General features: G+C 67.4%; 25 protein-coding genes. 8 read left to right on the top strand and 17 right to left on the bottom strand.

Features of this window, described 5'->3' with window-relative positions; translation table 11 throughout:
* Positions 1 to 49 precede the first annotated feature (49 nt).
* Positions 50 to 547 (bottom strand): transglycosylase SLT domain-containing protein, encoded by a 498-nt coding sequence (locus tag ACGRVM_RS13680; RefSeq protein WP_377172442.1) that lies wholly within the window; start codon positions 545 to 547, stop codon positions 50 to 52.
* 242 nt (positions 548 to 789) lie between these two features.
* On the opposite strand from ACGRVM_RS13680, the gene ACGRVM_RS13675 reads away from it, so the two are divergent.
* On the top strand, positions 790 to 1,080 hold the full coding sequence (locus ACGRVM_RS13675) for a hypothetical protein (RefSeq protein ID WP_377172441.1): 291 nt from the start codon (positions 790 to 792) through the stop codon (positions 1,078 to 1,080).
* Between the two features lie 73 nt (positions 1,081 to 1,153).
* Here the strand turns inward: ACGRVM_RS13675 and ACGRVM_RS13670 are convergent, their stop codons facing one another.
* Positions 1,154 to 1,807, bottom strand: coding sequence for a peroxiredoxin (locus tag ACGRVM_RS13670; protein ID WP_377172440.1), 654 nt, complete (start codon positions 1,805 to 1,807; stop codon positions 1,154 to 1,156).
* A 213-nt stretch (positions 1,808 to 2,020) separates the two neighbouring features.
* On the opposite strand from ACGRVM_RS13670, the gene ACGRVM_RS13665 reads away from it, so the two are divergent.
* A complete protein-coding gene (locus ACGRVM_RS13665) occupies positions 2,021 to 3,466 on the top strand; it encodes an aldehyde dehydrogenase family protein (RefSeq protein WP_377172439.1) in 1,446 nt (481 codons plus the stop codon).
* A 97-nt stretch (positions 3,467 to 3,563) separates the two neighbouring features.
* Positions 3,564 to 4,622: a serine/threonine protein kinase gene (locus tag ACGRVM_RS13660; RefSeq protein ID WP_377172438.1), complete on the top strand. Its 1,059-nt coding sequence runs from the start codon at positions 3,564 to 3,566 to the stop codon at positions 4,620 to 4,622.
* On the opposite strand, the gene ACGRVM_RS13655 is transcribed toward ACGRVM_RS13660, so the two are convergent.
* The 5 genes from ACGRVM_RS13655 to ACGRVM_RS13635 form a co-directional block, all read right to left on the bottom strand.
* On the bottom strand, positions 4,619 to 5,260 hold the full coding sequence (locus ACGRVM_RS13655) for a pseudouridine synthase (RefSeq protein WP_377172437.1): 642 nt from the start codon (positions 5,258 to 5,260) through the stop codon (positions 4,619 to 4,621). The two genes, ACGRVM_RS13660 and ACGRVM_RS13655, sit on opposite strands and share 4 nt — an antisense overlap.
* Positions 5,261 to 5,345: 85 nt before the next feature.
* Positions 5,346 to 5,951: a hypothetical protein gene (locus ACGRVM_RS13650; RefSeq protein WP_377172436.1), complete on the bottom strand. Its 606-nt coding sequence runs from the start codon at positions 5,949 to 5,951 to the stop codon at positions 5,346 to 5,348.
* Positions 5,952 to 5,983: 32 nt separating this feature from the next.
* Entirely contained in the window at positions 5,984 to 6,121 is a 138-nt protein-coding gene (locus ACGRVM_RS13645; protein ID WP_377172435.1) for an aa3-type cytochrome c oxidase subunit IV, read from the bottom strand.
* Between the two features lie 91 nt (positions 6,122 to 6,212).
* Positions 6,213 to 6,668, bottom strand: coding sequence for a DUF6173 family protein (locus ACGRVM_RS13640; protein ID WP_377172434.1), 456 nt, complete (start codon positions 6,666 to 6,668; stop codon positions 6,213 to 6,215).
* Positions 6,665 to 7,729, bottom strand: coding sequence for an MBL fold metallo-hydrolase (locus tag ACGRVM_RS13635; protein ID WP_377172433.1), 1,065 nt, complete (start codon positions 7,727 to 7,729; stop codon positions 6,665 to 6,667). The genes ACGRVM_RS13640 and ACGRVM_RS13635 overlap by 4 nt, the downstream gene beginning before the upstream one ends.
* Before the next feature lie 81 nt (positions 7,730 to 7,810).
* Between ACGRVM_RS13635 and ACGRVM_RS13630 the strand changes: the two genes are divergently transcribed.
* Positions 7,811 to 8,758, top strand: coding sequence for an L-threonylcarbamoyladenylate synthase (locus ACGRVM_RS13630; RefSeq protein ID WP_377172432.1), 948 nt, complete (start codon positions 7,811 to 7,813; stop codon positions 8,756 to 8,758).
* On the opposite strand, the gene ACGRVM_RS13625 is transcribed toward ACGRVM_RS13630, so the two are convergent.
* From ACGRVM_RS13625 to ACGRVM_RS13610, 4 genes are all read right to left on the bottom strand, one after another.
* Positions 8,755 to 8,967 (bottom strand): Trm112 family protein, encoded by a 213-nt coding sequence (locus ACGRVM_RS13625; protein WP_377172431.1) that lies wholly within the window; start codon positions 8,965 to 8,967, stop codon positions 8,755 to 8,757. The genes ACGRVM_RS13630 and ACGRVM_RS13625 overlap by 4 nt on opposite strands.
* On the bottom strand, positions 8,964 to 9,608 hold the full coding sequence (locus tag ACGRVM_RS13620) for an LON peptidase substrate-binding domain-containing protein (protein WP_377172430.1): 645 nt from the start codon (positions 9,606 to 9,608) through the stop codon (positions 8,964 to 8,966). The genes ACGRVM_RS13625 and ACGRVM_RS13620 overlap by 4 nt, the downstream gene beginning before the upstream one ends.
* Positions 9,609 to 9,669: 61 nt before the next feature.
* The gene (gene trxA / locus ACGRVM_RS13615; RefSeq protein WP_377172429.1) at positions 9,670 to 10,593 is read right to left on the bottom strand and encodes a thioredoxin; all 924 of its coding nucleotides are present in this window, start codon (positions 10,591 to 10,593) and stop codon (positions 9,670 to 9,672) included.
* Between the two features lie 160 nt (positions 10,594 to 10,753).
* Positions 10,754 to 11,542, bottom strand: a complete 789-nt coding sequence (locus tag ACGRVM_RS13610) for an exodeoxyribonuclease III (protein WP_377172428.1) — start codon at positions 11,540 to 11,542, stop codon at positions 10,754 to 10,756.
* A 163-nt stretch (positions 11,543 to 11,705) separates the two neighbouring features.
* Here ACGRVM_RS13610 and ACGRVM_RS13605 point away from each other — a divergent pair, with 163 nt between their 5' ends.
* Positions 11,706 to 12,227: a hypothetical protein gene (locus tag ACGRVM_RS13605; RefSeq protein ID WP_377172427.1), complete on the top strand. Its 522-nt coding sequence runs from the start codon at positions 11,706 to 11,708 to the stop codon at positions 12,225 to 12,227.
* A gap of 188 nt (positions 12,228 to 12,415) precedes the next feature.
* On the opposite strand, the gene ACGRVM_RS13600 is transcribed toward ACGRVM_RS13605, so the two are convergent.
* Positions 12,416 to 13,102, bottom strand: a complete 687-nt coding sequence (locus ACGRVM_RS13600; RefSeq protein WP_377172426.1) for a response regulator transcription factor — start codon at positions 13,100 to 13,102, stop codon at positions 12,416 to 12,418.
* A gap of 162 nt (positions 13,103 to 13,264) precedes the next feature.
* Here ACGRVM_RS13600 and ribA point away from each other — a divergent pair, with 162 nt between their 5' ends.
* Positions 13,265 to 14,374 (top strand): GTP cyclohydrolase II, encoded by a 1,110-nt coding sequence (gene ribA / locus ACGRVM_RS13595; protein ID WP_377172425.1) that lies wholly within the window; start codon positions 13,265 to 13,267, stop codon positions 14,372 to 14,374.
* Between the two features lie 53 nt (positions 14,375 to 14,427).
* On the opposite strand, the gene ACGRVM_RS13590 is transcribed toward ribA, so the two are convergent.
* The 3 genes from ACGRVM_RS13590 to ACGRVM_RS13580 form a co-directional block, all read right to left on the bottom strand.
* Positions 14,428 to 15,162, bottom strand: a complete 735-nt coding sequence (locus ACGRVM_RS13590) for a glutamine amidotransferase (protein ID WP_377172424.1) — start codon at positions 15,160 to 15,162, stop codon at positions 14,428 to 14,430.
* Entirely contained in the window at positions 15,159 to 17,951 is a 2,793-nt protein-coding gene (gene polA / locus ACGRVM_RS13585) for a DNA polymerase I (protein WP_377172423.1), read from the bottom strand. The genes ACGRVM_RS13590 and polA overlap by 4 nt, the downstream gene beginning before the upstream one ends.
* 87 nt (positions 17,952 to 18,038) lie before the next feature.
* Positions 18,039 to 18,218, bottom strand: coding sequence for a zinc-finger domain-containing protein (locus ACGRVM_RS13580; RefSeq protein WP_377172422.1), 180 nt, complete (start codon positions 18,216 to 18,218; stop codon positions 18,039 to 18,041).
* A 76-nt stretch (positions 18,219 to 18,294) separates the two neighbouring features.
* Here ACGRVM_RS13580 and ACGRVM_RS13575 point away from each other — a divergent pair, with 76 nt between their 5' ends.
* Both ACGRVM_RS13575 and ACGRVM_RS13570 read left to right on the top strand, forming a co-directional pair.
* Entirely contained in the window at positions 18,295 to 19,224 is a 930-nt protein-coding gene (locus ACGRVM_RS13575; RefSeq protein WP_377172421.1) for an ABC transporter ATP-binding protein, read from the top strand.
* A 58-nt stretch (positions 19,225 to 19,282) separates the two neighbouring features.
* Positions 19,283 to 19,651, top strand: coding sequence for a cupin domain-containing protein (locus ACGRVM_RS13570; RefSeq protein ID WP_377172420.1), 369 nt, complete (start codon positions 19,283 to 19,285; stop codon positions 19,649 to 19,651).
* On the opposite strand, the gene ACGRVM_RS13565 is transcribed toward ACGRVM_RS13570, so the two are convergent.
* Complete coding sequence (locus ACGRVM_RS13565; RefSeq protein WP_377172419.1) at positions 19,643 to 20,008, bottom strand: antibiotic biosynthesis monooxygenase family protein; 366 nt, start codon at positions 20,006 to 20,008, stop codon at positions 19,643 to 19,645. The genes ACGRVM_RS13570 and ACGRVM_RS13565 overlap by 9 nt on opposite strands.
* The gene (locus tag ACGRVM_RS13560) at positions 20,005 to 20,385 is read right to left on the bottom strand and encodes an HIT domain-containing protein (protein WP_377172418.1); all 381 of its coding nucleotides are present in this window, start codon (positions 20,383 to 20,385) and stop codon (positions 20,005 to 20,007) included. Before ACGRVM_RS13560 ends, ACGRVM_RS13565 begins: the two co-directional genes overlap by 4 nt.
* Between the last annotated feature and the right edge of the window lie 9 nt (positions 20,386 to 20,394).

Genomic DNA, 20,394 nt, shown 5'->3' with positions numbered 1-20,394 from the left:
CAGGCACGGCGCGCAAAAGCGAAGTGCCTGCAATTTGCCTCAAAGCGGATCAGCCGCAATGCTTGGCGATCTCGCGGGTCTTGAGCTCGGTCTCGACCAGAAGGCAGCGGTCGCGCGCCTCGTAGTAATAGCCGCGCGCATACCACATCACCGCTTCGTCGAGATTGCCGTCCGACACCATCCAGGCGCCGCGCAGATACTTGACCGCGTAATTGAGGTTCGTCTCGGGGTCGAGCAGATCGGAATCCCTGCCGGCGAAGCCCATGCCGCGCGCGGTGGCGGGAAGGATCTGCATCATGCCGTAATAGGGGCCATTGCGTGCGTTGGGGCGATAGTCACTCTCGCGTTGAATGACCTTGTGGACCAGGTTGCGCGGCACCTCGTAACGGTCGGCGTACTTGTTCACCAAAGCGCGGATCTCGGGAGTCTCGCCCGGATAGAGCTGCACGGGAGAGCTGGTGGAAACGGTGGGCGTCTCCTTCGGCGGGGCGGAGGCGCAGGCGGCCAGAAGGCCGAGCGATGCAACGAGAATGGCGCGCAGAACCATGGTCCGGAATCTCTCTTGGTATATCTCTCGCGCATTAAAGCCTCGGATGCGCGGCGTGAGGCAAGCCGCGCAGGAAAATGAAGGCGAAAAACCGCCCGCAAGCGGTAGGCATGCGCGGAAGACCGCCCAGAACTTACGCTGGGGAAAGGTGCGGCGCCCTAGCGCTGCGCGGCGTGGCGGTGCGCTTGCTCGTGCGGATAGATGCGCTAATCTTAAAGGCATGGACCATAGGAGGCCTGAAAATGCCCAAGATCGTCCGCTTCTACATTACCCATTGCGTGATCGGCTTCGCCCTCGCGGCCGTCTTCATCGCCACGCTCTTCTGGTTCAACGTCGCCAATCTTTGGCACCTCGTCAGCACGTCCGATATCGGCATCATGGCCGCCGTCGTCTTCTGGGTGCTGAACGGAATTGTCTTCGCCGGTGTGCAATGCGGCGTTGCGATCATGCTCATGACCGAGCGCGAGGATGACGACGACGAGCCAGGCGGCGGCACGCGCGTGCCCGTCCGGGTGAGCGCAGGCGCCCGCTGAGGCGCCGATCGAGGCCCCGAAACGCGAAAGGCCCCGGCGCATCCGCCGGGGCCTTTCATCGAAGGGGCGCAATTCAGCCCTTCAGCTTGGTCATCCGCAGATAGGGCAGCACGGTGGTGAAATCGCCGAACTTCTCCTTGGCATCCGCATCGCTCACCGCCGTGGGGATCACGACGTCCTGGCCCACCTGCCAGTCGGCGGGCGTCGCGACGCCCTCGCGCGCGGCGGTCTGAAGCCCGTCGAGCGCGCGCAGCACCTCGGCGAAATTGCGCCCCACATTCATCGGGTAGGTCATGCTCAGCTTCAGCTTCTTGTCGGGGCCGATGATGAAGACGGCCCGCACCGTGGCGCTGTCGTTGGGCGTGCGGCCATCGGGCAGGTAGGCCTCGGCGGGCAGCATGTCGAAGGCCTTCGATACCTCGAGCCCGTCATCGGCGATGATCGGAAAGCCCGCGCCGGTGCCCGCGACCTTCTCGATATCGGTCTTCCATTTCTTGTGGTCCTCGACCCCGTCGACCGAGACGCCGATCACCTTGGTGCCGCGCTTGTCCCACTCGTCCTTGAGCCGCGCGACGGCGCCGAACTCGGTCGTGCAGACGGGCGTGAAATCCTTGGGGTGCGAGAAGAGGATCGTCCAGCTGTCACCGATGAAATCGTGAAAGCTGATCGTGCCGTGGTCGGTCTCGGCGGTGAAATCGGGAACGGTATCGTTGATGCGCAGTGCCATATGCTGTCCTTTCCTCTCGGGTCTGGTCCTTGTCCTATGCCGCGCAAGATAGGATGCGCCGCACCCGATTGCACCCCCCTGCCCGCAGCCATGCCGCGCGGGGAGCCGGGGGGCGCCTTGCAGGCTATGGGGGCCGGGGCTATGTCTTTGGGCAAGGTCTTCGGGCATGGCAGACGCGCCGGCCGGGACAGGACGCAGAAAGGGAGACAGGACATGATCGAGAAACGCCAATTCTACATCGACGGCAAATGGGTGGATCCGGCCAAGGCCAATGACCATCACGTCATCAACCCCTCCAACGAGGAGGCGTGCGCCGTCATCACGCTGGGCGGGCAGGCCGACACCGACGCCGCCGTCGCCGCCGCAAAGGCCGCCTTCGACGGCTGGATGAACACGCCCCCCGCCGAGCGCATCGCGCTGGTCGAGAAGCTGGGCAAGATCTACGAAGCGCGCGCCGAAGAGATGGCGCAGGCCATCAGTCTCGAGATGGGCGCGCCCATCGCCCTCGCGCGCGAGCAGCAGGCCGCGGCGGGCGCAGGCCATATCGCCGCCTTCCTCGAAGCGGCCAAGGACTTCCAGTTCGAGCACCCGCACGATCCGAACACGCCCGGCAGCTATATCCGCAACGAGCCGATCGGCGTCGCGGCGCTCATCACGCCATGGAACTGGCCGATGAACCAGGTCACGCTCAAGGTGATCGCCGCCGGCGTCGCGGGCTGCACCATGGTGCTCAAGCCCAGCGAGGAATCCCCCCTCTCGTCGATGCTCTTCGCCGAGATGATGGACGAGGCCGGCTTCCCGGCGGGCGTCTTCAACCTCGTCAACGGCGATGGCGCGGGCGTCGGCACGCAGCTCACCCAGCATCCCGACGTGGACATGGTCAGCTTCACCGGCTCTTCGCGCGCGGGCAAGCTGATCTCAAAGGCCGCGGCCGATACGCTCAAGCGCGTGAGCCTCGAGCTTGGCGGCAAGGGCGCGAACCTCGTCTTCGCGGATGCCGACGACGCGGCGGTCGAGCGCGGCGTGCGCCACTGCATGAACAACTCGGGCCAGTCCTGCAACGCGCCGACCCGCATGATCGTGCAGCGCGAGGTCTATGACGCCGCCGTCGAGAAGGCTGCCGCCATCGCAAACTCGATCAAGGTCGGCCCCGCCGATCAGGACGGCGATCACATCGGGCCGGTCGTCAACAAGGTGCAGTTCGACAAGATTCAGGACCTGATCCAGAAGGGCATCGACGAAGGCGCGCGCCTCGTTGCGGGCGGCGTCGGGCGTCCCGACGGGCTCAACCGTGGCTTCTATGTCAAGCCGACGGTCTTTGCCGACGTGAACAACGACATGATCGTCGCGCGCGAGGAAATCTTCGGCCCGGTCCTGTCAATCATCCCCTTCGACACCGAAGAGGAAGGCATCAAGATCGCCAACGACACGCCCTACGGCCTCACCGATTATCTGCAAACGCAGGACAAGGGCCGCGCGGCCCGCGTCGCCCGCGCCCTGCGCGCCGGTATGGTCGAGGTCAATGGCGAGAGCCGGGGCCAGGGCGCACCCTTCGGCGGCATGAAGCAGTCCGGCAACGGGCGCGAGGGCGGCCCTTGGGGCATCGAGGATTTCATCGAGGTGAAATCCGTCTCGGGCTATGATCCCAAGGCGGCCTGAGACGCTCGGGCATGATTTGAGAAAGGGCCGGAGCGATCCGGCCCTTTCGCGTCTCAAGGGGCTGGGCGCATCCGCCAAAACCCACTAGAAGAGCGCCATGAGCCTGCCCGCCCCCTCCCCCGAGACGATCGCCGACGCCGCCTTCGTGCCGAAGACGGTGCACAAGCGCGACATCTTTTCCGAGACGATTTCGGGCGATCTCGAGGGCATCCCCGACTATCCCGTCGTGCTGCGCAAGCTCGACACCGTGCCGTGGTACGCGCGCCCCATCGCTTGGGCGCTCGCGCGCAAGGAGATACGCGGCCTGCGCGCCGTGCAGGGCATCGAGGGCTGCCCCGATCTCGTGCGCGTCGATCGAACCGGGCTTCTGCGCAGCTGGACGCGCGGCACGCCGCTGCACTTGGCCAAGCCCTCGGACGCGGCATGGTATCGCGATGCCAAGCGCCTCCTGCGCGAGATGCGCAGATGCGGCGTCACGCATAACGACATCGCCAAGCCGCAGAACTGGCTGATGACGCCCGATGGCCGCGCCGCCGTGATCGACTTCCAGCTCGCCTCGCTCCACCGCCGGCGCGGGCGCCTTTTCCGCGTGATGGCGCGCGAGGATCTGCGGCATCTTCTGAAACAGAAACGCGCCTATGCGCCGGATCTGCTCACCCCGTCCGAGCACCGGATGCTGGCGCGGAAGGCGCTGCCGTCGCGCATCTGGATGGCCACGGGCAAGCGCGCCTACAATTTCATCACACGGCGCCTCATGAATTGGTCGGACGGCGAAGGAACCGAGGATCGGATCGAGCGCGACGGTCCCGCCCTGCGCGCCGCGCTGATGGCGCATCCCGAGGTGACGGGCGTCGCGCTCGCGACCTATGCGCTCCCCGCCAAGGGCGTGGGCCTTTATGCCTTCGTGGAAACGACGCTGAGCGCGGAGGCGCTCGCCGATCTCGCGCCCGAGCCGAAGCCCGAGGCGATCCAGCCCGTCGCCGCGCTGCCCCGTGATGCGGATGGCGGCCTTCGCGCCGACGCGCTGCAACTCGTCGCCGCCAACCGCCTCGACGAACTGGCGCAGATGCAGGAGCGCGAGCCGGAGTTGGCCGAGCGCCTCGCGCCCATCATCGCCGCAAGGCGCAACCTCACCGACCGGGTGCTGAAGGCCTAGAACGGCGCCTTCGCGCGAAAGGCCATGCCGCGCCCGCTTTCGGGATGGTTTACGCGCAATTCCTCGGCATGGAGCATCATGCGCGAAAAGGCGGTATCCGGCGCATAGAGCGGATCCCCGAGGATGGGATGGCCGAGCGCCAGCATATGCACCCGGAGCTGATGCGTGCGGCCGGTTCTGGGCCAGAGGCGCACGCGGCTTTCGGCCTCGCCCGCCTTCATCACGCGGTATTCGGTCAGCGACGGCCTGCCGGTCTCATGGCAGACCATCTGGCGCGGCCGGTTCGGCCAGTCGACGATCAGCGGCAGATCGACCTCGCCCGTCTTGCCCGCCATGCGCCCGGCGACACGCGCGACATAGGTCTTGCGCGCGCGCCGCTCCTCGAACTGGGCCGAGAGAAACCGTTGCGCATGCGGGCTGAGCGCGAAGACCATGACGCCGGATGTGTCACGGTCCAGCCGGTGCACCAGAAGCGCGGTGGGAAACGCGGCCTGCACCCGGCTCAGCAGGCAATCGGCCAGATGATCGCCCTTGCCGGGCACCGACAGAAGGCCGTCGGGCTTCATCACGGCGAGGATCTCGTGATCCTCGTGAAGCACCTCGAGTGGCGTCATGGGCGGGTCGTAGGGGGTCTGCATGGGGCCGCAATAGCGGGCGCGGCGCGGCGCGTCCAGTGCGGGCCTCGGCTTCATCTTGGCGAAAATACTCTCGCCGAAGGCGATGTCAGACCTTGGACGGATCCCAGGCGGCCAGCACCTTGGAGTTGTCGTCGCTGTCGTACTCGTAGAGCGTCTCTTCGGTCACGCCGGGCAGCGTGGCGAAATCCTCGGCCAGCGCCTTCGGGAACCATGTCTGCCCGATCTGGCCGGGGAAAAGCTCGGCAAGGATGCTCGATGTGCTGCGCGCGCATTGCGCCTGCGGCACGGGCCCATAGGCGCGGGCGAGCTGCATAGCCTTCTCGGCCAGCTCCGGCGTCACGTCGAGACGCTGGATACGCACATGGAAGGTCTTGCGCGCGTGAAAGCGGGTATAGACATCGGCGACGGCGGGGGTCACGCCGAAGACCACATCGTTCCGCTCGGGGATGGTCTCGTGCTTGAACGATCCGGCAGGGTCCCAGATGATCCGTTGCGAGCCGTTGATCATCAGCGACGTATGCGCGCCCGCGCCGGTCGAGTTGTTGAGCATCGTGAAGAGCGTCAGGCGCGGCGGGCCATCATGGCGATAGGCGGCGCGCGCCACTTCCTCGTCAGTGGCCCAGACGCCCGGAGGCGCCGCGCATCCGGCGAGCGCGAGGATGGCGCAGAGGGCCACGATCAAGGCGCGCATCGGCATCATCCCCCGGGTTGCGGCAAGCCCGCTCAGCTGTTGACCAGCGCCATGAACAGAAGCACGCAGACCGAGAAGATCGCAACGCGCGTCGACCACGTGATGAACGCGTCGAAGGTCTTTTCCTGTTCCTTGATATCCATCTTGCCGTGCTCGTGGTCGTCAGCCATCCGAAAGTCCGTCCTTTGCATGCCGAATTTCCGGCTGGTTACTGTATTTGCGAGGCCCTGTCACCCTCAAACGGGCGCGCGGCGCACCCGATCAATCCTTTTCCAGATCGGCGGCGAGGCGAAAGCCGATGCGCTCGGGCTCGGCCTGCGCGCGCGGCTTGGGAAGGGCTCGCAGGATCACGCTGAGCTGGCTGACATGCTGTACGAGCTGCGTCTTGTTGCCGGAGGTGTCGCTGCCGTAGAACGTGACGATGTCGGGGTCGAAATACCCCATGCCTTCGATCTTGAGCACGCCCGCATCGCCGCCGACGAAGCCCATCGCGACCTCATGCTCGTTGTCGAGGGTCTTCTCGAAATTCTGGATGTAGAGGATGAGCCGCTCATAGGCCCATTCCGCCGGGCTTTTCTGCCCGACGGGCTTGGCCTTGACGCTTTCGGGCGCGGCGGCGGCGGGGCTCGTGCGGCCTTCGCGCGTGTGCACCTCGTGGCAGCGCGGCATGGCGTCCGCCTCGGCGGCCTCGGCGGTGGTCATGATCTCGTCGCTCAATGGCTCTCTCCCTTGCGGCGCCACAGCCACGCCCCGTCCGCGCGGGGCGTGCGGGTGACGCGGCCCAGCTTATGCAAGTGGTTGAGATGTGCAACCGCCTCGACCAGCGCGAGCCCGTAGGTGCCCGCGTCGATCCGGCGCTTGAAGAGCGGCGCGAAGCACTCGGCGGCGGTGCGCGGCGTCTCGAGATGCGCCATGAGCCGCTCGAGCGCGCCGTGATGGTTCTGCTCGAGCTGCCGCATCCGGGTCGGCAGGCCCGTGAAAGGCAGCTTGTGCCCGCCCAGCACCAGATGATCGGCGCGCGCGTGACGGGCCAGCCGCGCGCAGGCGGCGAGCCATTCGCCCACCGGATCGGCCTCGGGCTCGGTCGGATAGACGCCGAGATTGGGGCTGATCGACGGCAGGATCTGATCCCCGGCGATCACCAGCGCATCCTCGCGGCTCCAGAGCGTCAGATGCTCGGGCGCGTGGCCATGCCCGACGCGCAGGTCCCAGATGCGCCCCCCGGCGCTCAGCGTGCCGCCCTCCTCCACGCGGCGATACCCGACCGGCAAGGGCGCGCAGCTATCGGCGAAATTGAAGGGCCGCGCCGCTGCCCGATCGGCATAGATCTCGGGCGCCATCCCGGCCTTGCGCCAGAAGTCGAGCGCCTGGGGCGTCGGGCGCGCCTCTTCGTCGAGGATCAGCATGCGCGCCATCAGCCAAGCGGTGCGCGTCATCACGAGCTCGGCGCCGAAGCGCTCCATCAGCCATCCGGCCATTCCGACATGATCGGGGTGGTGATGCGTGACGATCACCCGCCGCACCGCGCGCCCTTGCAGCGGGCCTTCGAGCAGTCTTTCCCAAAGCGCGATGCTCCGCCGCGAGCGGATGCCGGTATCGACGATGGTCCAGCCATCCGGCTCCTCCAGCGCGTAGATGTTGACGTGGTCGAGCGCCATAGGCAGCGGCAGGCGCATCCAGAGAATGCCCGGCGCGACCTCCGTCGCCTCGCCCTCGGCGGGCGGTTCGGGCCACGGATACCGGATGCCGTCCTCCGGCTCGCCGTCATGTCGCGTCATCGGGCCTCCTTGGCAATCGGTCGGGTGCGGGGTAGTCAGTCCTCGCCCCTGCCTATCGCCTTCCTGCCGAGGATCCCAGCCATGATAGAGACCCAGAGCCTCGCCACCGATGCCGCCGGGATCCGGGCCGCCGCCGATCTTCTGGCCGAAGGGCAGCTTGTCGCGCTCCCGACCGAGACGGTTTATGGCTTGGCCGGAGACGCGCGGAACGGCACCGCCGTCGCGCGCATCTTCGAGGCCAAGGGCAGGCCCAGCTTCAACCCGCTCATCGTACATGTGCCGGATGCGCAGGCCGCCGAGGGCCATGCGCTCTGGAGCGATGCGGCGGACCGTCTCGCCGCCGCCTTCTGGCCCGGCCCGCTCACGCTTGTGCTGCCACTGCGGACGGGCGGCGGGCTCTCGCCTCTCGTCACTGCGGGGCAAAGCAGCGTCGCGCTGCGCGTGCCGGCGCATCCCGCCGCGCAGGCCGTGCTGCGGGCGAGCGGCGCGCCCCTCGCCGCGCCCTCGGCCAATCCCTCCGGCCGCATCAGCCCGACCCGGCCCGAGCATGTGCGCGCGGGGCTCGGCGGGCGGATCGCCGCCATATTGGATGGGGGTGCCTGCGGCGTGGGGGTCGAATCGACCATCATCGGTCTCACGGGCGCAAAGGCCACGCTGCTGCGCCCCGGCGGCCTGCCGACCGAAGTGATCGAGGAAGCGCTCGGCGCGCCTCTCCTGCGGCCCGAGGCGGGCGGCGCGATCACCGCGCCGGGCCAGCTCGCTTCGCATTACGCGCCCAGCGCGCTGATGCGGCTCGAGGCGGAAACCGCGCGGGAGGGCGAGACGCTGCTGGGCTTCGGCGGCACGCAAGGCGCCGCGCTCGATCTGTCGGTGTCGGGGGATCTGGTGGAGGCCGCGTCCAATCTCTTCGACCATCTGCACCGGCTCGATGCGGCAGGCGCGGAGGTGATCGCAGTCGCGCCCATTCCCGAGAGGGGTCTCGGCCGCGCGATCAACGACAGGCTTCGCCGCGCCGCCGCGCCGCGCTAGTCGAGCGTGCGCGCCTCGCTGACCAGAAGGATCGGAATACCCGCGCGGATCGGAAAGGCCAGCCCCGCCGACTTGCTTAAAAGCTCGCCCGCCGCGGCGTCATAGCTGAGCCGCTCATGGGTCTGCGGGCAGATCAGCGCCTCGAGCATGCGCCGATCGAACTCGGGGCCGACAGCCGCGTCATCCTCGGGATCATCCTGCGTGCTCATTGCATCATTCCTTCTCCGTCGCCGCCCCGCATCTCGAACTCGATCAGCGTCATCAGCGTCTCGCGCCGCGTGCTGAGCGACGGCGCCTCGAGAAGCGCCTGCTTGTCCTCGGGCTCGAAGCCCAGAAGCATCGAGAGCGAGTTTATCAGAAGCTCGTCATCGGCCTCTTTGAGACTGTCCCAATCCGTCTGAAGATCTTGCGCCTCGAAATACTGCGCGAGCGTGGCAAGAAACGCCTCGCGGTCGAAGCGCGTGTCGGTCTCCTCGCCGCCCTGATCGCGCTCGAAGCCGGTCCATTTGACGCGCGCACGGCGATAGGGCGTGAAGCCTTCCACCTCCTCGACAAGACGAAACCGCGAGACGCCGGCCAGCGTGATCATGTAGCGGCCATCCTCGGTCTCGGAGAATTGCGTGATGCGCCCGGCGCAGCCGATGGTGTGCAGCCCCGGCCCCGAGCGGCCCGGCACGCGGTTGGGCTGAATCATCCCGATCAGCCGTTCGGGCGTCTTCAGCGCATCCTCGAGCATGGCGAGATAGCGCGGCTCGAAGAGATGCAGCGGCAGGCGTGCCCGTGGCAGCAAAAGCGCCCCCGGCAGCGGGAAAATCGGAACGATGTCCGGAAGGTCGATCTTGCGTGTCATGGCCGATAACCTAGCCCGCGGCCCCGGGGCGGCAAGCGCCCCGGATGCCGCCGGCGCGCGATCACGCGAAGATCATCGAGCTGAGCTTGCGGCGCCCGGCGAGCACGATGGGATCATTGGGCTTGAGCGCGTCGAACACGGTGAAAAGCTGCGTCTTGGCCGCGCCCTCGTTCCAGTCGGGCGCCCGGCGGAAAAGCTCGAGCAGATGGTCCACCGCCTCGGCATTGCGCCCCGACGCCGCGAGCGCCAGCGCCAAATCGTAGCGCGCCTGATGGTTCTCGGCATCCGCCTCGACAGCCGCCTCGAGATCGGCCACGGGGCCCGCCTGCTCGGCCTGACGCGCGAGCGCCAGTTGCGCATGCGCCGCCTCGATCTCGGGCTTGCCGTGCAGCTCGGCCGGGGCGCCGTTCAGCACCGCCTCCGCCTGATCGAGATCGCCCGCCGCGATATGCGCGCGCGCCATGCCGCCGAAGGCCGCCGCGCTCTGCGGATCCTCGGCCGCGATGGCGGCGAAGACCTGAAGCGCGCCCGCGGCATCCCCGGCCTCGAGCATCTCGTCCGCGGCGGCGATCGCCTCGGCGAGGCCGTCCTCTTCCTCGCCCCCGGCGCCCGCGCCGCCCGACGCCTCGACGAGGCGCTGGATGAACGCATCGAGCTGCGAGGCCGGCACGTTGCCCTGAAAGCCGTCGATCGGCTGGCCCTGCCAGAAGGCATAGACCGTCGGGATCGACTGGATCTGAAGCTGTCCGGCGATGCCCTGGTTCTCGTCGACATTCACCTTGACCATGCGCACCGCGCCCTTGGCCTTCGTCACCGCCGCCTCGAGCGCGGGGCCGAGCGTCTTGCACGGCCCGCACCACGGCGCCCAGAAATCGACGATCACCGGCACCTTGCGCGATGCCTCGACGACCTCGGCCATGAAATCGGCCTCGGACACGTCCTTGATCAGGTCGTTCGCGGGGGTCTGGCCACCAAGTTCAATCATCTCGTCATGCCTCGCTGAAATCTCGTGTTGCGTCATAAATGGCGCGCGCGCCGCAGTGTTGCAAGGGGGCGGCACCGGTCGCCGGATGCTGCGCGGCGCCACTTGTTTCCCGTCTTCCTCAGAACATTTCGCGCGTTCGGGGGCAGGCCCCCGGCGCCGCTCAGAGATCGAAGGTCGCGAAAACCGGTGCGTGATCGCTCGGCTGCTCCCAGCCGCGCGCGGCGCGCAGGATGCGGCTCGAATGCGCGGCGCCCGCGATATCGCCCGTCGCCCAGATGTGATCGAGCCTGCGGCCCTTGTCGGCGGCGTCCCAATCCTTGGCGCGGTAGGACCACCAGCTATAGAGCTGGCCCTCGGGAATATCCGTGCGGGTCACGTCCTGCCAGCCGCCCGCTTCCATCGCGTCCTCGAGATGCGCGACCTCGATCGGCGTGTGGCTCACCACCTTCAGAAGCTGCTTGTGGCTCCAGACGTCATCCTCGCGCGGCGCGATGTTGAGATCGCCCACGAGGATCGACCGCTCGGGCGCATCGCGCCGCGCCCAGTCGCGCATTTCGGTCAGGTAATCGAGTTTCTGTCCGAATTTCTCGTTCACCTCGCGGTCGGCGACGTCGCCACCGGCGGGGACGTAGAAATTATGGATCACCGTCCCGTTCTCGAGCCGGCCCGCGATGTGGCGGGCGTGGCCGAGGGCGGCGAAATCATGCGCGCCCACCTCCTCGATGGGCAGCTTCGAGAGGATGGCGACGCCGTTATAGCCCTTCTGCCCCCGCGCGATCATGTGGGTATAGCCCAGCTCGGCGAAGGTCTCCGCCGGGATCTTCTCGACCGGGCTCTTGCATTCCTGAAGGCAGAGGATGTCGGGCGCCTCCTCCTGAAGGAGCCTGCACACCAGAGGCGCGCGCAGCCGGACGGAATTGATGTTCCATGTGGCGAGGGTGAAGGGCATGGCGGCGTCTCTCCGGTCAATGGCGCGTCGATGGCTCGGGCGGACCCTATGCGCGCTCTGCGGCAAGGTCCAGCGGACAGGCCCGCGCGGGGATCGCCCGGAACTCTGGCGGCGGACCGCCCGTTCGCTCAGCAATCGACCTTGAAAAGGAACTGGAGACCACATGAAACCGATCGCACCCCTCGCCGCCGCCCTCACGCTCGCCGCCGCTCCGATCGGCGCGCAGCAGACGGACGGCACCGTCACCGGCACGCTCGATTTCGAGGAGCGCGTCTGGAACGTTGCGGGCGCGGATGCTGAGCGGCCCAGCGGCTGGCAGGAGACCGAGGGCGCGCTCGAGGCGCGCATTAGGGCCATTCCGGGCGCCAGCGCCAGCGAGACCGCCGGGCCGAGCGAAATCCTCACGCTCAGCTTCACCGCCCGCCAGGACGGCACCACGCCCGAAGCCGAGGATCTGCGCGTCACCCTGACGGGCGGCGCCGAGGGCGATCTGAGCGCCGCGCCCGCGAATACCGACATCACGCTGAACGCGCTGAGCGTCGAGGGTACAGACATGATCGTCGCGGGCAGCTTCGTCGCCGTGCTCACCCCCGGCGACACCGAAGAGCTGGTCGCGGCGGATGCAGAGGGCGCCGTGACGCTCGACGGCAACTTCCAGGCGACGATCGAGCAGCAGGCGGAGTGATCCGCCCTGCCTCCGGACGGACCTGACGAGACAGCCGCAGACGAAAAAAGACCCCGGCCGAGGCCGGGGTCAGTCCAACAGGGAGGTGCATACTTCAATCCGTGTATGCGGACGGATCAGGCGCGGCATGGCTGCCACTGGGACGGGAACACATGCGCGCCGCTTTGGTTCCATAACGCCGGCGGCGCTCAGGGCAAGAGCCGATATCCGCCACTTTCCGTCACCAAGAGGCGCGCGTTCGAGGGATCGGGTTCGATCTTCTGGCGCAGGCGGTAGATGTGCGTTTCGAGCGTGTGGGTGGTCACGCCCGCATTGTATCCCCAGACCTCGTGCAGCAGCACATCGCGTGCCACGACGCCGTCGGGCGCACGGTAGAGGAACTTGAGGATGCTCGTCTCCTTCTCGGTCAGGCGCACCTTGCGGCCCGCCTCGTCGACCAAGACCTTGAGCGCGGGCTTGAAGCTGTAGGGCCCGAGCTGAAACACGGCGTCCTCGGATTGCTCGTGCTGGCGAAGCTGCGCGCGGATCCGCGCGAGCAGGACCGGAAACTTGAAGGGCTTGGTGACATAGTCGTTCGCCCCGGCATCGAGGCCGAGGATCGTGTCCGCGTCGCCGTCATGGCCGGTCAGCATCAGGATCGGGCTTTTCACACCCTGCTTGCGCATCAGGCGGCACAGCTCGCGCCCGTCGGTGTCGGGCAGGCCAACATCGAGAATGATCAGATCGTAATTCGCATCGCGCGCATGGGTCATCGCCTCGGCGCCCGTTCCGGCCTCGAACACGTCGAAATCCTCGGTCATCACGAGTTGCTCGCCCAGCGCCTCGCGCAGGTCCTCGTCGTCGTCGACGAGCAGAATCTTCTTGAGTTGTGCCATTTCGGGTCTCCTCACGGTCTCTTGACGTTAGATGCGCGGCCAGGCCCGCCCGGGCAAGGAATGCGACACTCGATCACGGCCAAGTGTAGCTGGGGCGCGATATGTTTCATTTTCCTGTGAATGCGCGTAGATGGAGAAAAGATCCCATATGAGCGCGCCCGCATGAGCCTGAAGCCCGACATCATCCACCTTCTGGCCCGCGCGCGCGGCGATCTCGCGATGGGCCTGCCGGTCGTGCTGTCGGGCGCGGAGGGCGGCGCGCTCATCGCCGCCGCCGAGACGATCGAGGCCCCGCGCCTCGCCGCGTTGACGGATCTCGCAAGGTCTGCCGGGGCCGAGTTGACGCTGGCCGTCACCGCGCGGCGCGCCGAGACGCTGAAGGCGCGCGCCTATGACGGCGATCTGGCCCGCATCCTGGTGCCCGAGGGGGCCGCGCTGACATGGATCCGCGCCACGGCCAGCCCCGAGGGCGATCTCGCCCATCCGATGAAGGGCCCTTTCCGCACCGCGCGCGGAGGCGACACGCGCCTTCACCGGCTCGCCCTGACGCTGGCCAAGGCCGCGCGGCTCTTGCCCGCCGCGCTCGTCCTGCCGCTTCCCGATGCAGATGCCGTGGCCGAGGGGCGTGCGGCGGGCCTCACCATCCTGCCCGCCGAGGCCGCCGAGGCCGCGATGCGCCTCGCAAGCCCCCCGCACGGCGTCGTGAGCGCGCGCGTGCCCTTGGCCGCGAGCCATGCCGGACGCGTCCACGTCTTTCGTCCCGAAGACGGCAGCGAGGAGCATTACGCGATCGAGATCGGCGCACCGCCGCGCAATGCGCCGGTCCTCGCGCGGCTCCATTCGGCCTGTTTCACGGGCGACGTGCTCGGCAGTCTCAAATGCGATTGCGGCCCGCAACTCCATGCCGCGCTCGAGCAGATGGGAGCCGAGGGTGCGGGCGTGCTTCTCTATCTCAACCAGGAAGGGCGCGGCATCGGTCTTGCCAACAAGATGCGCGCCTACAGCCTTCAGGATCAGGGCTTCGACACGGTCGAGGCCAATCACCGCCTCGGCTTCGAGGATGACGAGCGCGATTTCCGCATCGGGGCCGGCATTCTGCGCAAGATGGGCTTTGGCGCCGTGCGCCTTCTGACCAACAACCCCGCCAAGATCGACATGATGCGCCGCTGCGGCATCGAGGTGGCCGAGCGCGTCCCGCTGATCGTGGGCGAGACGGCCCAGAACCGGCATTACCTTGCTACCAAGGCGCGCAAGTCCGGACACCTCTTCTGAAGGGCGCCGGCGAGTTTCGAGTATTTTTGCCAAGATGAAGCCAGGGCCCCGCCTCAGCCGTAGCGCCGCACGAAATTGGCGAGGATACGCTCGGGCGCGGTGACCTCGGCGGCGCGGCACATCGCGATCAGATCGCCCGCCGTCTCGGACGGGAAATAGCCGTGATGCTTGTAGATCTCGATCCGCTCCTCGAAAACGGTGGCATCCGCCTCGGGGTGGAACTGCGTCGCATAGACATTGTGGCCGTGGCGCACGACCTGGAAGGGACATGAGGGCGCCGAGGCCAGATGCGCGCAGCCCTCGGGCAGTGCCTCGAGCGCCTCCTTGTGACCGACGAAGGCATCGAAGCGATCCGGCACGCCGTCCATAAGAGGATCGGCCCGGCCCGCCTCGGTCAGCGCGCAGGCAGCGGTGCCGACAGGCTCGCCATAGCGGCCCTTGGCGACGGGCGCGCCCAGATGCTTGCCGAGAATGCCGATGCCGTAGCAGCAGCCGAGGAAGGGGATGTCCTGCGCCGTGATGCGCGGCATGAGCGACAGGACCGCGCTCTCGATCCGCGCATGCTCGGCGCTTTTCTCCTCGGGCGCATCGCTCACGCAGCCCGGACCGCCGCCGACGATGACGCCCGCATAATCCGCGGGATCGAGGCCCTTCGGCAGCGGCTCGGCATCGAGGCGGATGCGGTGGGCGCAGCGGGCGTCCAGTCCGCCCTTGGCGAGGAAGGCCGCGAATTCAGCGTCCGACGCGTCCCGTTCGGGGCGCAATTGCAGGATGAGAAAGCGCCTCAATGCGCCTCGGCCCAGTTGGCGCCCTGCCCCGCATCGACGGTGAGCGGCACGCTCAGCTTTACCACCGGCTCGGCGGCGCCCTCCATCACGTCGCGGGCGGCCTCGATGACCTTCTCGGCGGCGCCCTCCTCGACCTCGAAGAGAAGCTCGTCATGCACTTGCAGCAGCATCTTGGCCGGCAGGTCCGCGATCGCGGCGGGCATGCGGATCATGGCGCGGCGGATCACGTCGGCGGCGGTGCCCTGAATGGGCGCGTTGATCGCGGCGCGGCGCGCGAAGCCCGCGCGCGGACCCTTGGCGCCGATCTCGGGCGTGTGGATCCTGCGCCCGAAGAGCGTCTCGACATAGCCGTGCTTTTTGCCGAACGCGACCGTGTCGTCCATATAGGCGCGGATGCCGGGGAAGCGCTCGAAATAGCGGTCGATGAAGCCCTGCGCCTCGCCGCGCGGGATGCGCAGGTTGCGGGCGAGGCCGAAGCCCGAGATACCGTAGATCACGCCGAAATTGATCGCCTTGGCCTGGCGGCGGATCTCGGGCGTCATCTCCTCCATGGGCACGTTGAACATCTCTGAGGCGGTCATGGCGTGGATGTCCTGTCCTTCGCGGAAGGCCTGTTTCAGCGCGTCGATTCCCGCGACATGGGCGAGGATGCGCAGCTCGATCTGGCTGTAGTCGAGGCTGAGCAGGACGCGGCCCTTCGGCGCGACGAAAGCCTCGCGGATGCGGCGGCCCTCCTCGCTGCGCACGGGGATATTCTGAAGGTTCGGATCGGACGAGGCGAGCCGGCCCGTGCTCGCGCCCGCTTGCATGTAGGAGGTGTGCACGCGGCCCGTCTCGGGATCGATATGGTCCTGAAGCGCGTCCGTGTAGGTCGATTTCAGCTTGGAGACCTGCCGCCAGTCGAGCACGCGGGCGGGCAGCGCATGTTCGGTCGCGAGATCCTCGAGCACATCGGCGCCGGTCGCATAGGCGCCGGTCTTGCCACGCTTGCCGCCGTCGAGGCCCATCTCGTCGAAGAGGATCTCGCCCAGCTGCTTGGGGCTGCCCACGTTGAACTTGCGCCCGGCCAGCTCGTGGATCTCCTCCTCGAGCTGCGCCATCTTCTGCGCGAAGGCGCCCGACATGCGGCTGAGCACGTTGCGGTCCACCTCGATGCCGTGCCGCTCCATCTGCGCCAGCACCGGCACGAGCGGGCGCTCGAGCGTCTCGTAGACGCGGGTGACCTTGGCGCGGTGAAGCTGCGGCTTGAGCAGCGTCCAGAGGCGCAGCGTGATGTCGGCATCCTCGGCGGCGTATTTCACGGCCGCCTCGACCGGCACGCGGTCGAAGGTGACGGCGGATTTCCCGGTGCCCAGAAGCGACTTGATCGGGATGGGACTGTGGTTCAGATACCGCTCGCTCAGCGCGTCCATGCCATGCCCGTGCAGACCCGCATGGAGCGCATAGGAGAGGAGCATCGTGTCGTCGAAAGGGGCGATGTCGATGCCGTAGCGCGCCAGGACCTTGGCATCGTATTTCATGTTCTGGCCGATCTTGAGGACCGACGCGTCCTCCAGCACCGGCTTCAGTGCGGCCAGAACCTCTTCGAGGCCCAACTGCCCCTCGGCCAGCGCGGCGCCGCCGAAAAGATCGCCCTCGCCCTCGCCCTTGTGGCCGAGCGGGATATAGCAGGCCTGCCCCGGCTCCACGGCGAGCGAGATGCCGACAAGCTCGGCCTGCATCTCGTTGAGCGATGTCGTCTCGGTATCGACCGCGACATGCCCCTTGGCGCGGATGCGTTCGATCCATGTTTCGAGCGCGGCCATGTCCCGGACGTGCTCATAGGCCTCCGGGGCGATCTCGGGCATCTCGGGCGCCTCCGGCTCGGGCGCGCCCGCGGGCGTGTCGTCGATCTCGGGCGGCTCGGCATTCATCGCCTCGGCGATGCGCTTGGTCAGGGTGCGGAACTCCATCTCGGCCAGAAAGCCCAGCAGAATCTCGGGATCGGGATCGCGCACCTCCAGATCGTCGAGCCCGAAATCGAGCGGCGTGTCGCAATCGAGCTGCACGAGCTGGCGCGAAAGACGGATCTGATCGGCATGATCGATCAAGGTCTGGCGACGCTTGGGCTGCTTGATCTCCTCGGCGCGGGCCAGAAGCGTGTCGAGATCGCCGTACTCGTTGATCAAAAGCGCCGCCGTCTTGATCCCGATGCCCGGCGCGCCCGGCACGTTGTCCACCGAATCCCCGGCCAGCGCCTGCACGTCGACCACGCGCTCCGGCCCCACGCCGAACTTCTCCTCGACGCCTTCGACGTCGATCAGCCGGTTCTTCATCGCATCCAGCATCTCGACCCCGCCGCCGACGAGCTGCATCAGGTCCTTGTCCGAGCTGATGATCGTCACGCGCCCGCCCGCATCGCGCGCCTTGACGGCCAGCGTGCCGATGATGTCGTCGGCCTCGTATCCCTCGACCTCCTTGCAGGCGATGTTGAACGCCTCGGTCGCGCGCCGGGTCAGCGGGATCTGCGGGCGCAGATCCTCTGGCATCGCCTCGCGATTGGCCTTGTAGTCCGGGAAAAGATCGTTGCGGAACGTGTGACTGCCCTTGTCGAAGATGACGGCGACATGCGTGACGTCCCCGCCCGTGTTCCCCTCGACATAGCGCTGGAGCATGTTGCAAAAGCCCGAGACCGCCCCGATGGGCAGCCCGTCCGACTTGCGCGTCAGAGGCGGCAGCGCGTGATAGGCGCGAAAGATGAAGGCAGAGCCGTCGATCAGGTGCAGATGGCACCCTTTTCCGAATGACATATCGTCAGCCCTCCGATGCGGCCTCATGCTTCATCTTGGTGGAAATACTCAATTCCGCCCCCGCCGCACAGCGCAGGCGGCAGGCGCTCAGACCTTGCCTTCGAAATCGCGGTGGATCATCTTGCAATCGCAATAGGGGCATTCCACCCAGCCGCGATCGGCCGGGATCTGGAGCCAGACGCGCGGATGCCCAAGGCCCGGTCCGCTGCCGTCACAGGCGATGCGATACTCGTCCACGATGCGCGTTTCTGGCGGTTGGGTCACCATCTGGGCGTTTCCTTTTACCGGCACTTCCACTACGCCCACGTTTATGATGGAACGGCACGGCAGGGGCAAGGGCACCATGACAGCGAATGCGATCGAAATCCGCGGCCTGCGCAAGACCTATGGAGGCGCCAAGGGCAGCCCCGAGAAAGAGGCGCTGAAGGGCATCGATCTCGACATTCCGGCAGGCTCCGTTTTCGGACTTCTGGGGCCGAACGGCGCGGGCAAATCGACGCTCATCAACATCCTCGCGGGGCTCGTGCTCAAGACGTCGGGCACGGCGCGTATCTGGGGTTTCGATCAGGACGTGAACCCGCGCCAGAGCCGGGCCGCAATCGGCGTCATGCCGCAGGAGCTGAACCTCGATCCCTTCTTCACGCCGCGCGCCGCGCTCGAGGTGCAGGCGGGGCTTTACGGCGTGCCGAAATCCCAGCGGCGCAGCGACGAGATTCTCGAGCTGGTGGGCCTTGCCGACAAGGCGCAGGCCTATGCGCGCACGCTCTCGGGCGGGATGCGGCGGCGGCTTCTGCTGGCCAAGGCGCTGGTGCATGATCCGCGCATCCTCGTGCTGGACGAGCCGACGGCGGGCGTCGATATCGAGCTGCGCCAGATGCTCTGGGAAAATGTGCGCAAGCTGAACGAGCGCGGCATGACGATCATCCTGACCACGCATTATCTCGAGGAGGCCGAGGAGATGTGCGACGAGATCGCCATCATCAACCACGGCGAGATGGTGGCCCGCGACAGCACATCCAACCTTCTGGCGCAGCTCGACACGCGCAGCATGGTCATCATCCCCGACGGCGAGGTCGCGGAGCTGCCGCAGGCCGAGGGGATCGAGGTCACGCGCCGCGACGGCGGTGCGCTCGCCTTCAGCTACAGCGCGGGGCAGGTCAGCGCCGAGGCGGTGCTCGATGCCGTGAAGGGCGCGGGCATCCGCATCCGCGACGTGCGCACCGAGCAGGCCGATCTTCAGGACGTTTTTCTGGAACTGACGCGCAGCCGCTAGGGTTTTGGCGGCGCCGGGCGCCTTGCCGCCCCGCCCGCCTTGCCGAAGGAGCGCCGCCATGCCCAGATCCGCACGGAAGATCACCGCCGCCGAGTGGGGCGATGCCTCGCATCTGTGGAAGGGCCGCTTCGAGGGGCGCGATCTCGGCACCGAGGTGACGGTCCTTTTCTTCTCGACCGAGGAGGTCGGCGACGGCCCGGCATGGCATGTCCACCCCTATGACGAGGTCTTCATCGTGCGGCAGGGCCGCGCGCGCTTCACCATCGGCGCGCAGAAGATCGACGCCGAGGCGGGCGATATCCTGATGGGCCCCGCCGACGTGCCGCACAAATACGAAAGCCTCGGACCCGGCCCGCTCGAGACAACAGACATCCACCTGAGCGCGCGCTGGATCCAGACCGATCTGGACGATCCCGAGCTAGGCTAGGCCGCGCCCCTCGGGGCCTGAATAGGCCCGCTCCACCCGCGCGACGCGCAGCTCGTAATGGGCGTACCAGCGCGGGATGCCGTGCTTTTGCGCGGCGACATGCTGCGCCTCGGCCTTCCATGCGAGAATATCGGCTTCGCTCTGCCAATAGGAGACCGTGATGCCGAAGCCGCGGGGTCCGCGCACGCTCTCGGCGCCGAGGCAGCCGGGCTGGGCCAGCGCCAGATCGAACATGGCCGCGCCCATCGCCGCATATCCCGCGTCGTCGGACGACAGCAGGTTGGTGAAGATCACCGCATAGTAAGGCGGCTCTGGCGTGCGGGCGAAATCCGCGGCATCGCCCGGCTCGCCGCTCACCCCTTGGCCAGCAGGCCGCCCAGGGGCCGGCCGCCCAGCACATGGACATGAAGATGCGGCACTTCCTGCGATGCATGCGGGCCCGCGTTCGAGATCACGCGAAAGCCGCCTTCGCCGCCCCCGCCATGCAGATCGCACAGCCGGCAGACCTCGCCGATGGCGCGCGTGAAATCGGCGATCTCGGCATCGCTCGCCTCGGCGGCGAAATGATCGTAGCTGACATAGGCGCCCTTGGGGATCACCAGCACATGCACCGGGGCCTGCGGCGCGATATCGCGGAAGGCGAGGCAATGCGCGGTCTCGAGCACCGTGTCGTTGGGAATCTCGCCGCGCAGGATCTTGGCGAAGATGTTCTGGTCGTCATAGCTGTAGGCCAATGCGTGCCC

This window comes from Roseovarius aquimarinus (assembly GCF_043661195.1).
GTDB lineage: Bacteria > Pseudomonadota > Alphaproteobacteria > Rhodobacterales > Rhodobacteraceae > Roseovarius > Roseovarius aquimarinus.
Note: the sequence above shows the minus strand (reverse complement) of the source record. Positions and strands in the feature narration are given on the sequence as shown.

Excerpts from the sequence above, each read along its gene's own strand:
- ACGRVM_RS13680 (WP_377172442.1), bottom strand. The coding sequence starts at position 547 with ATGGTTCTGCGCGCCATTCTCGTTGCATCGCTCGGCCTTCTGGCCGCC.
- ACGRVM_RS13675 (WP_377172441.1), top strand. The coding sequence starts at position 790 with ATGCCCAAGATCGTCCGCTTCTACATTACCCATTGCGTGATCGGCTTC.
- ACGRVM_RS13670 (WP_377172440.1), bottom strand. The coding sequence starts at position 1,807 with ATGGCACTGCGCATCAACGATACCGTTCCCGATTTCACCGCCGAGACC.
- ACGRVM_RS13665 (WP_377172439.1), top strand. The coding sequence starts at position 2,021 with ATGATCGAGAAACGCCAATTCTACATCGACGGCAAATGGGTGGATCCG.
- ACGRVM_RS13660 (WP_377172438.1), top strand. The coding sequence starts at position 3,564 with ATGAGCCTGCCCGCCCCCTCCCCCGAGACGATCGCCGACGCCGCCTTC.
- ACGRVM_RS13655 (WP_377172437.1), bottom strand. The coding sequence starts at position 5,260 with ATGCAGACCCCCTACGACCCGCCCATGACGCCACTCGAGGTGCTTCAC.
- ACGRVM_RS13650 (WP_377172436.1), bottom strand. The coding sequence starts at position 5,951 with ATGCGCGCCTTGATCGTGGCCCTCTGCGCCATCCTCGCGCTCGCCGGA.
- ACGRVM_RS13645 (WP_377172435.1), bottom strand. The coding sequence starts at position 6,121 with ATGGCTGACGACCACGAGCACGGCAAGATGGATATCAAGGAACAGGAA.
- ACGRVM_RS13635 (WP_377172433.1), bottom strand. The coding sequence starts at position 7,729 with ATGACGCGACATGACGGCGAGCCGGAGGACGGCATCCGGTATCCGTGG.
- ACGRVM_RS13630 (WP_377172432.1), top strand. The coding sequence starts at position 7,811 with ATGATAGAGACCCAGAGCCTCGCCACCGATGCCGCCGGGATCCGGGCC.
- ACGRVM_RS13625 (WP_377172431.1), bottom strand. The coding sequence starts at position 8,967 with ATGAGCACGCAGGATGATCCCGAGGATGACGCGGCTGTCGGCCCCGAG.
- ACGRVM_RS13620 (WP_377172430.1), bottom strand. The coding sequence starts at position 9,608 with ATGACACGCAAGATCGACCTTCCGGACATCGTTCCGATTTTCCCGCTG.
- trxA (WP_377172429.1), bottom strand. The coding sequence starts at position 10,593 with ATGATTGAACTTGGTGGCCAGACCCCCGCGAACGACCTGATCAAGGAC.
- ACGRVM_RS13610 (WP_377172428.1), bottom strand. The coding sequence starts at position 11,542 with ATGCCCTTCACCCTCGCCACATGGAACATCAATTCCGTCCGGCTGCGC.
- ACGRVM_RS13605 (WP_377172427.1), top strand. The coding sequence starts at position 11,706 with ATGAAACCGATCGCACCCCTCGCCGCCGCCCTCACGCTCGCCGCCGCT.
- ACGRVM_RS13600 (WP_377172426.1), bottom strand. The coding sequence starts at position 13,102 with ATGGCACAACTCAAGAAGATTCTGCTCGTCGACGACGACGAGGACCTG.
- ribA (WP_377172425.1), top strand. The coding sequence starts at position 13,265 with ATGAGCCTGAAGCCCGACATCATCCACCTTCTGGCCCGCGCGCGCGGC.
- polA (WP_377172423.1), bottom strand. The coding sequence starts at position 17,951 with ATGTCATTCGGAAAAGGGTGCCATCTGCACCTGATCGACGGCTCTGCC.
- ACGRVM_RS13580 (WP_377172422.1), bottom strand. The coding sequence starts at position 18,218 with ATGGTGACCCAACCGCCAGAAACGCGCATCGTGGACGAGTATCGCATC.
- ACGRVM_RS13575 (WP_377172421.1), top strand. The coding sequence starts at position 18,295 with ATGACAGCGAATGCGATCGAAATCCGCGGCCTGCGCAAGACCTATGGA.
- ACGRVM_RS13570 (WP_377172420.1), top strand. The coding sequence starts at position 19,283 with ATGCCCAGATCCGCACGGAAGATCACCGCCGCCGAGTGGGGCGATGCC.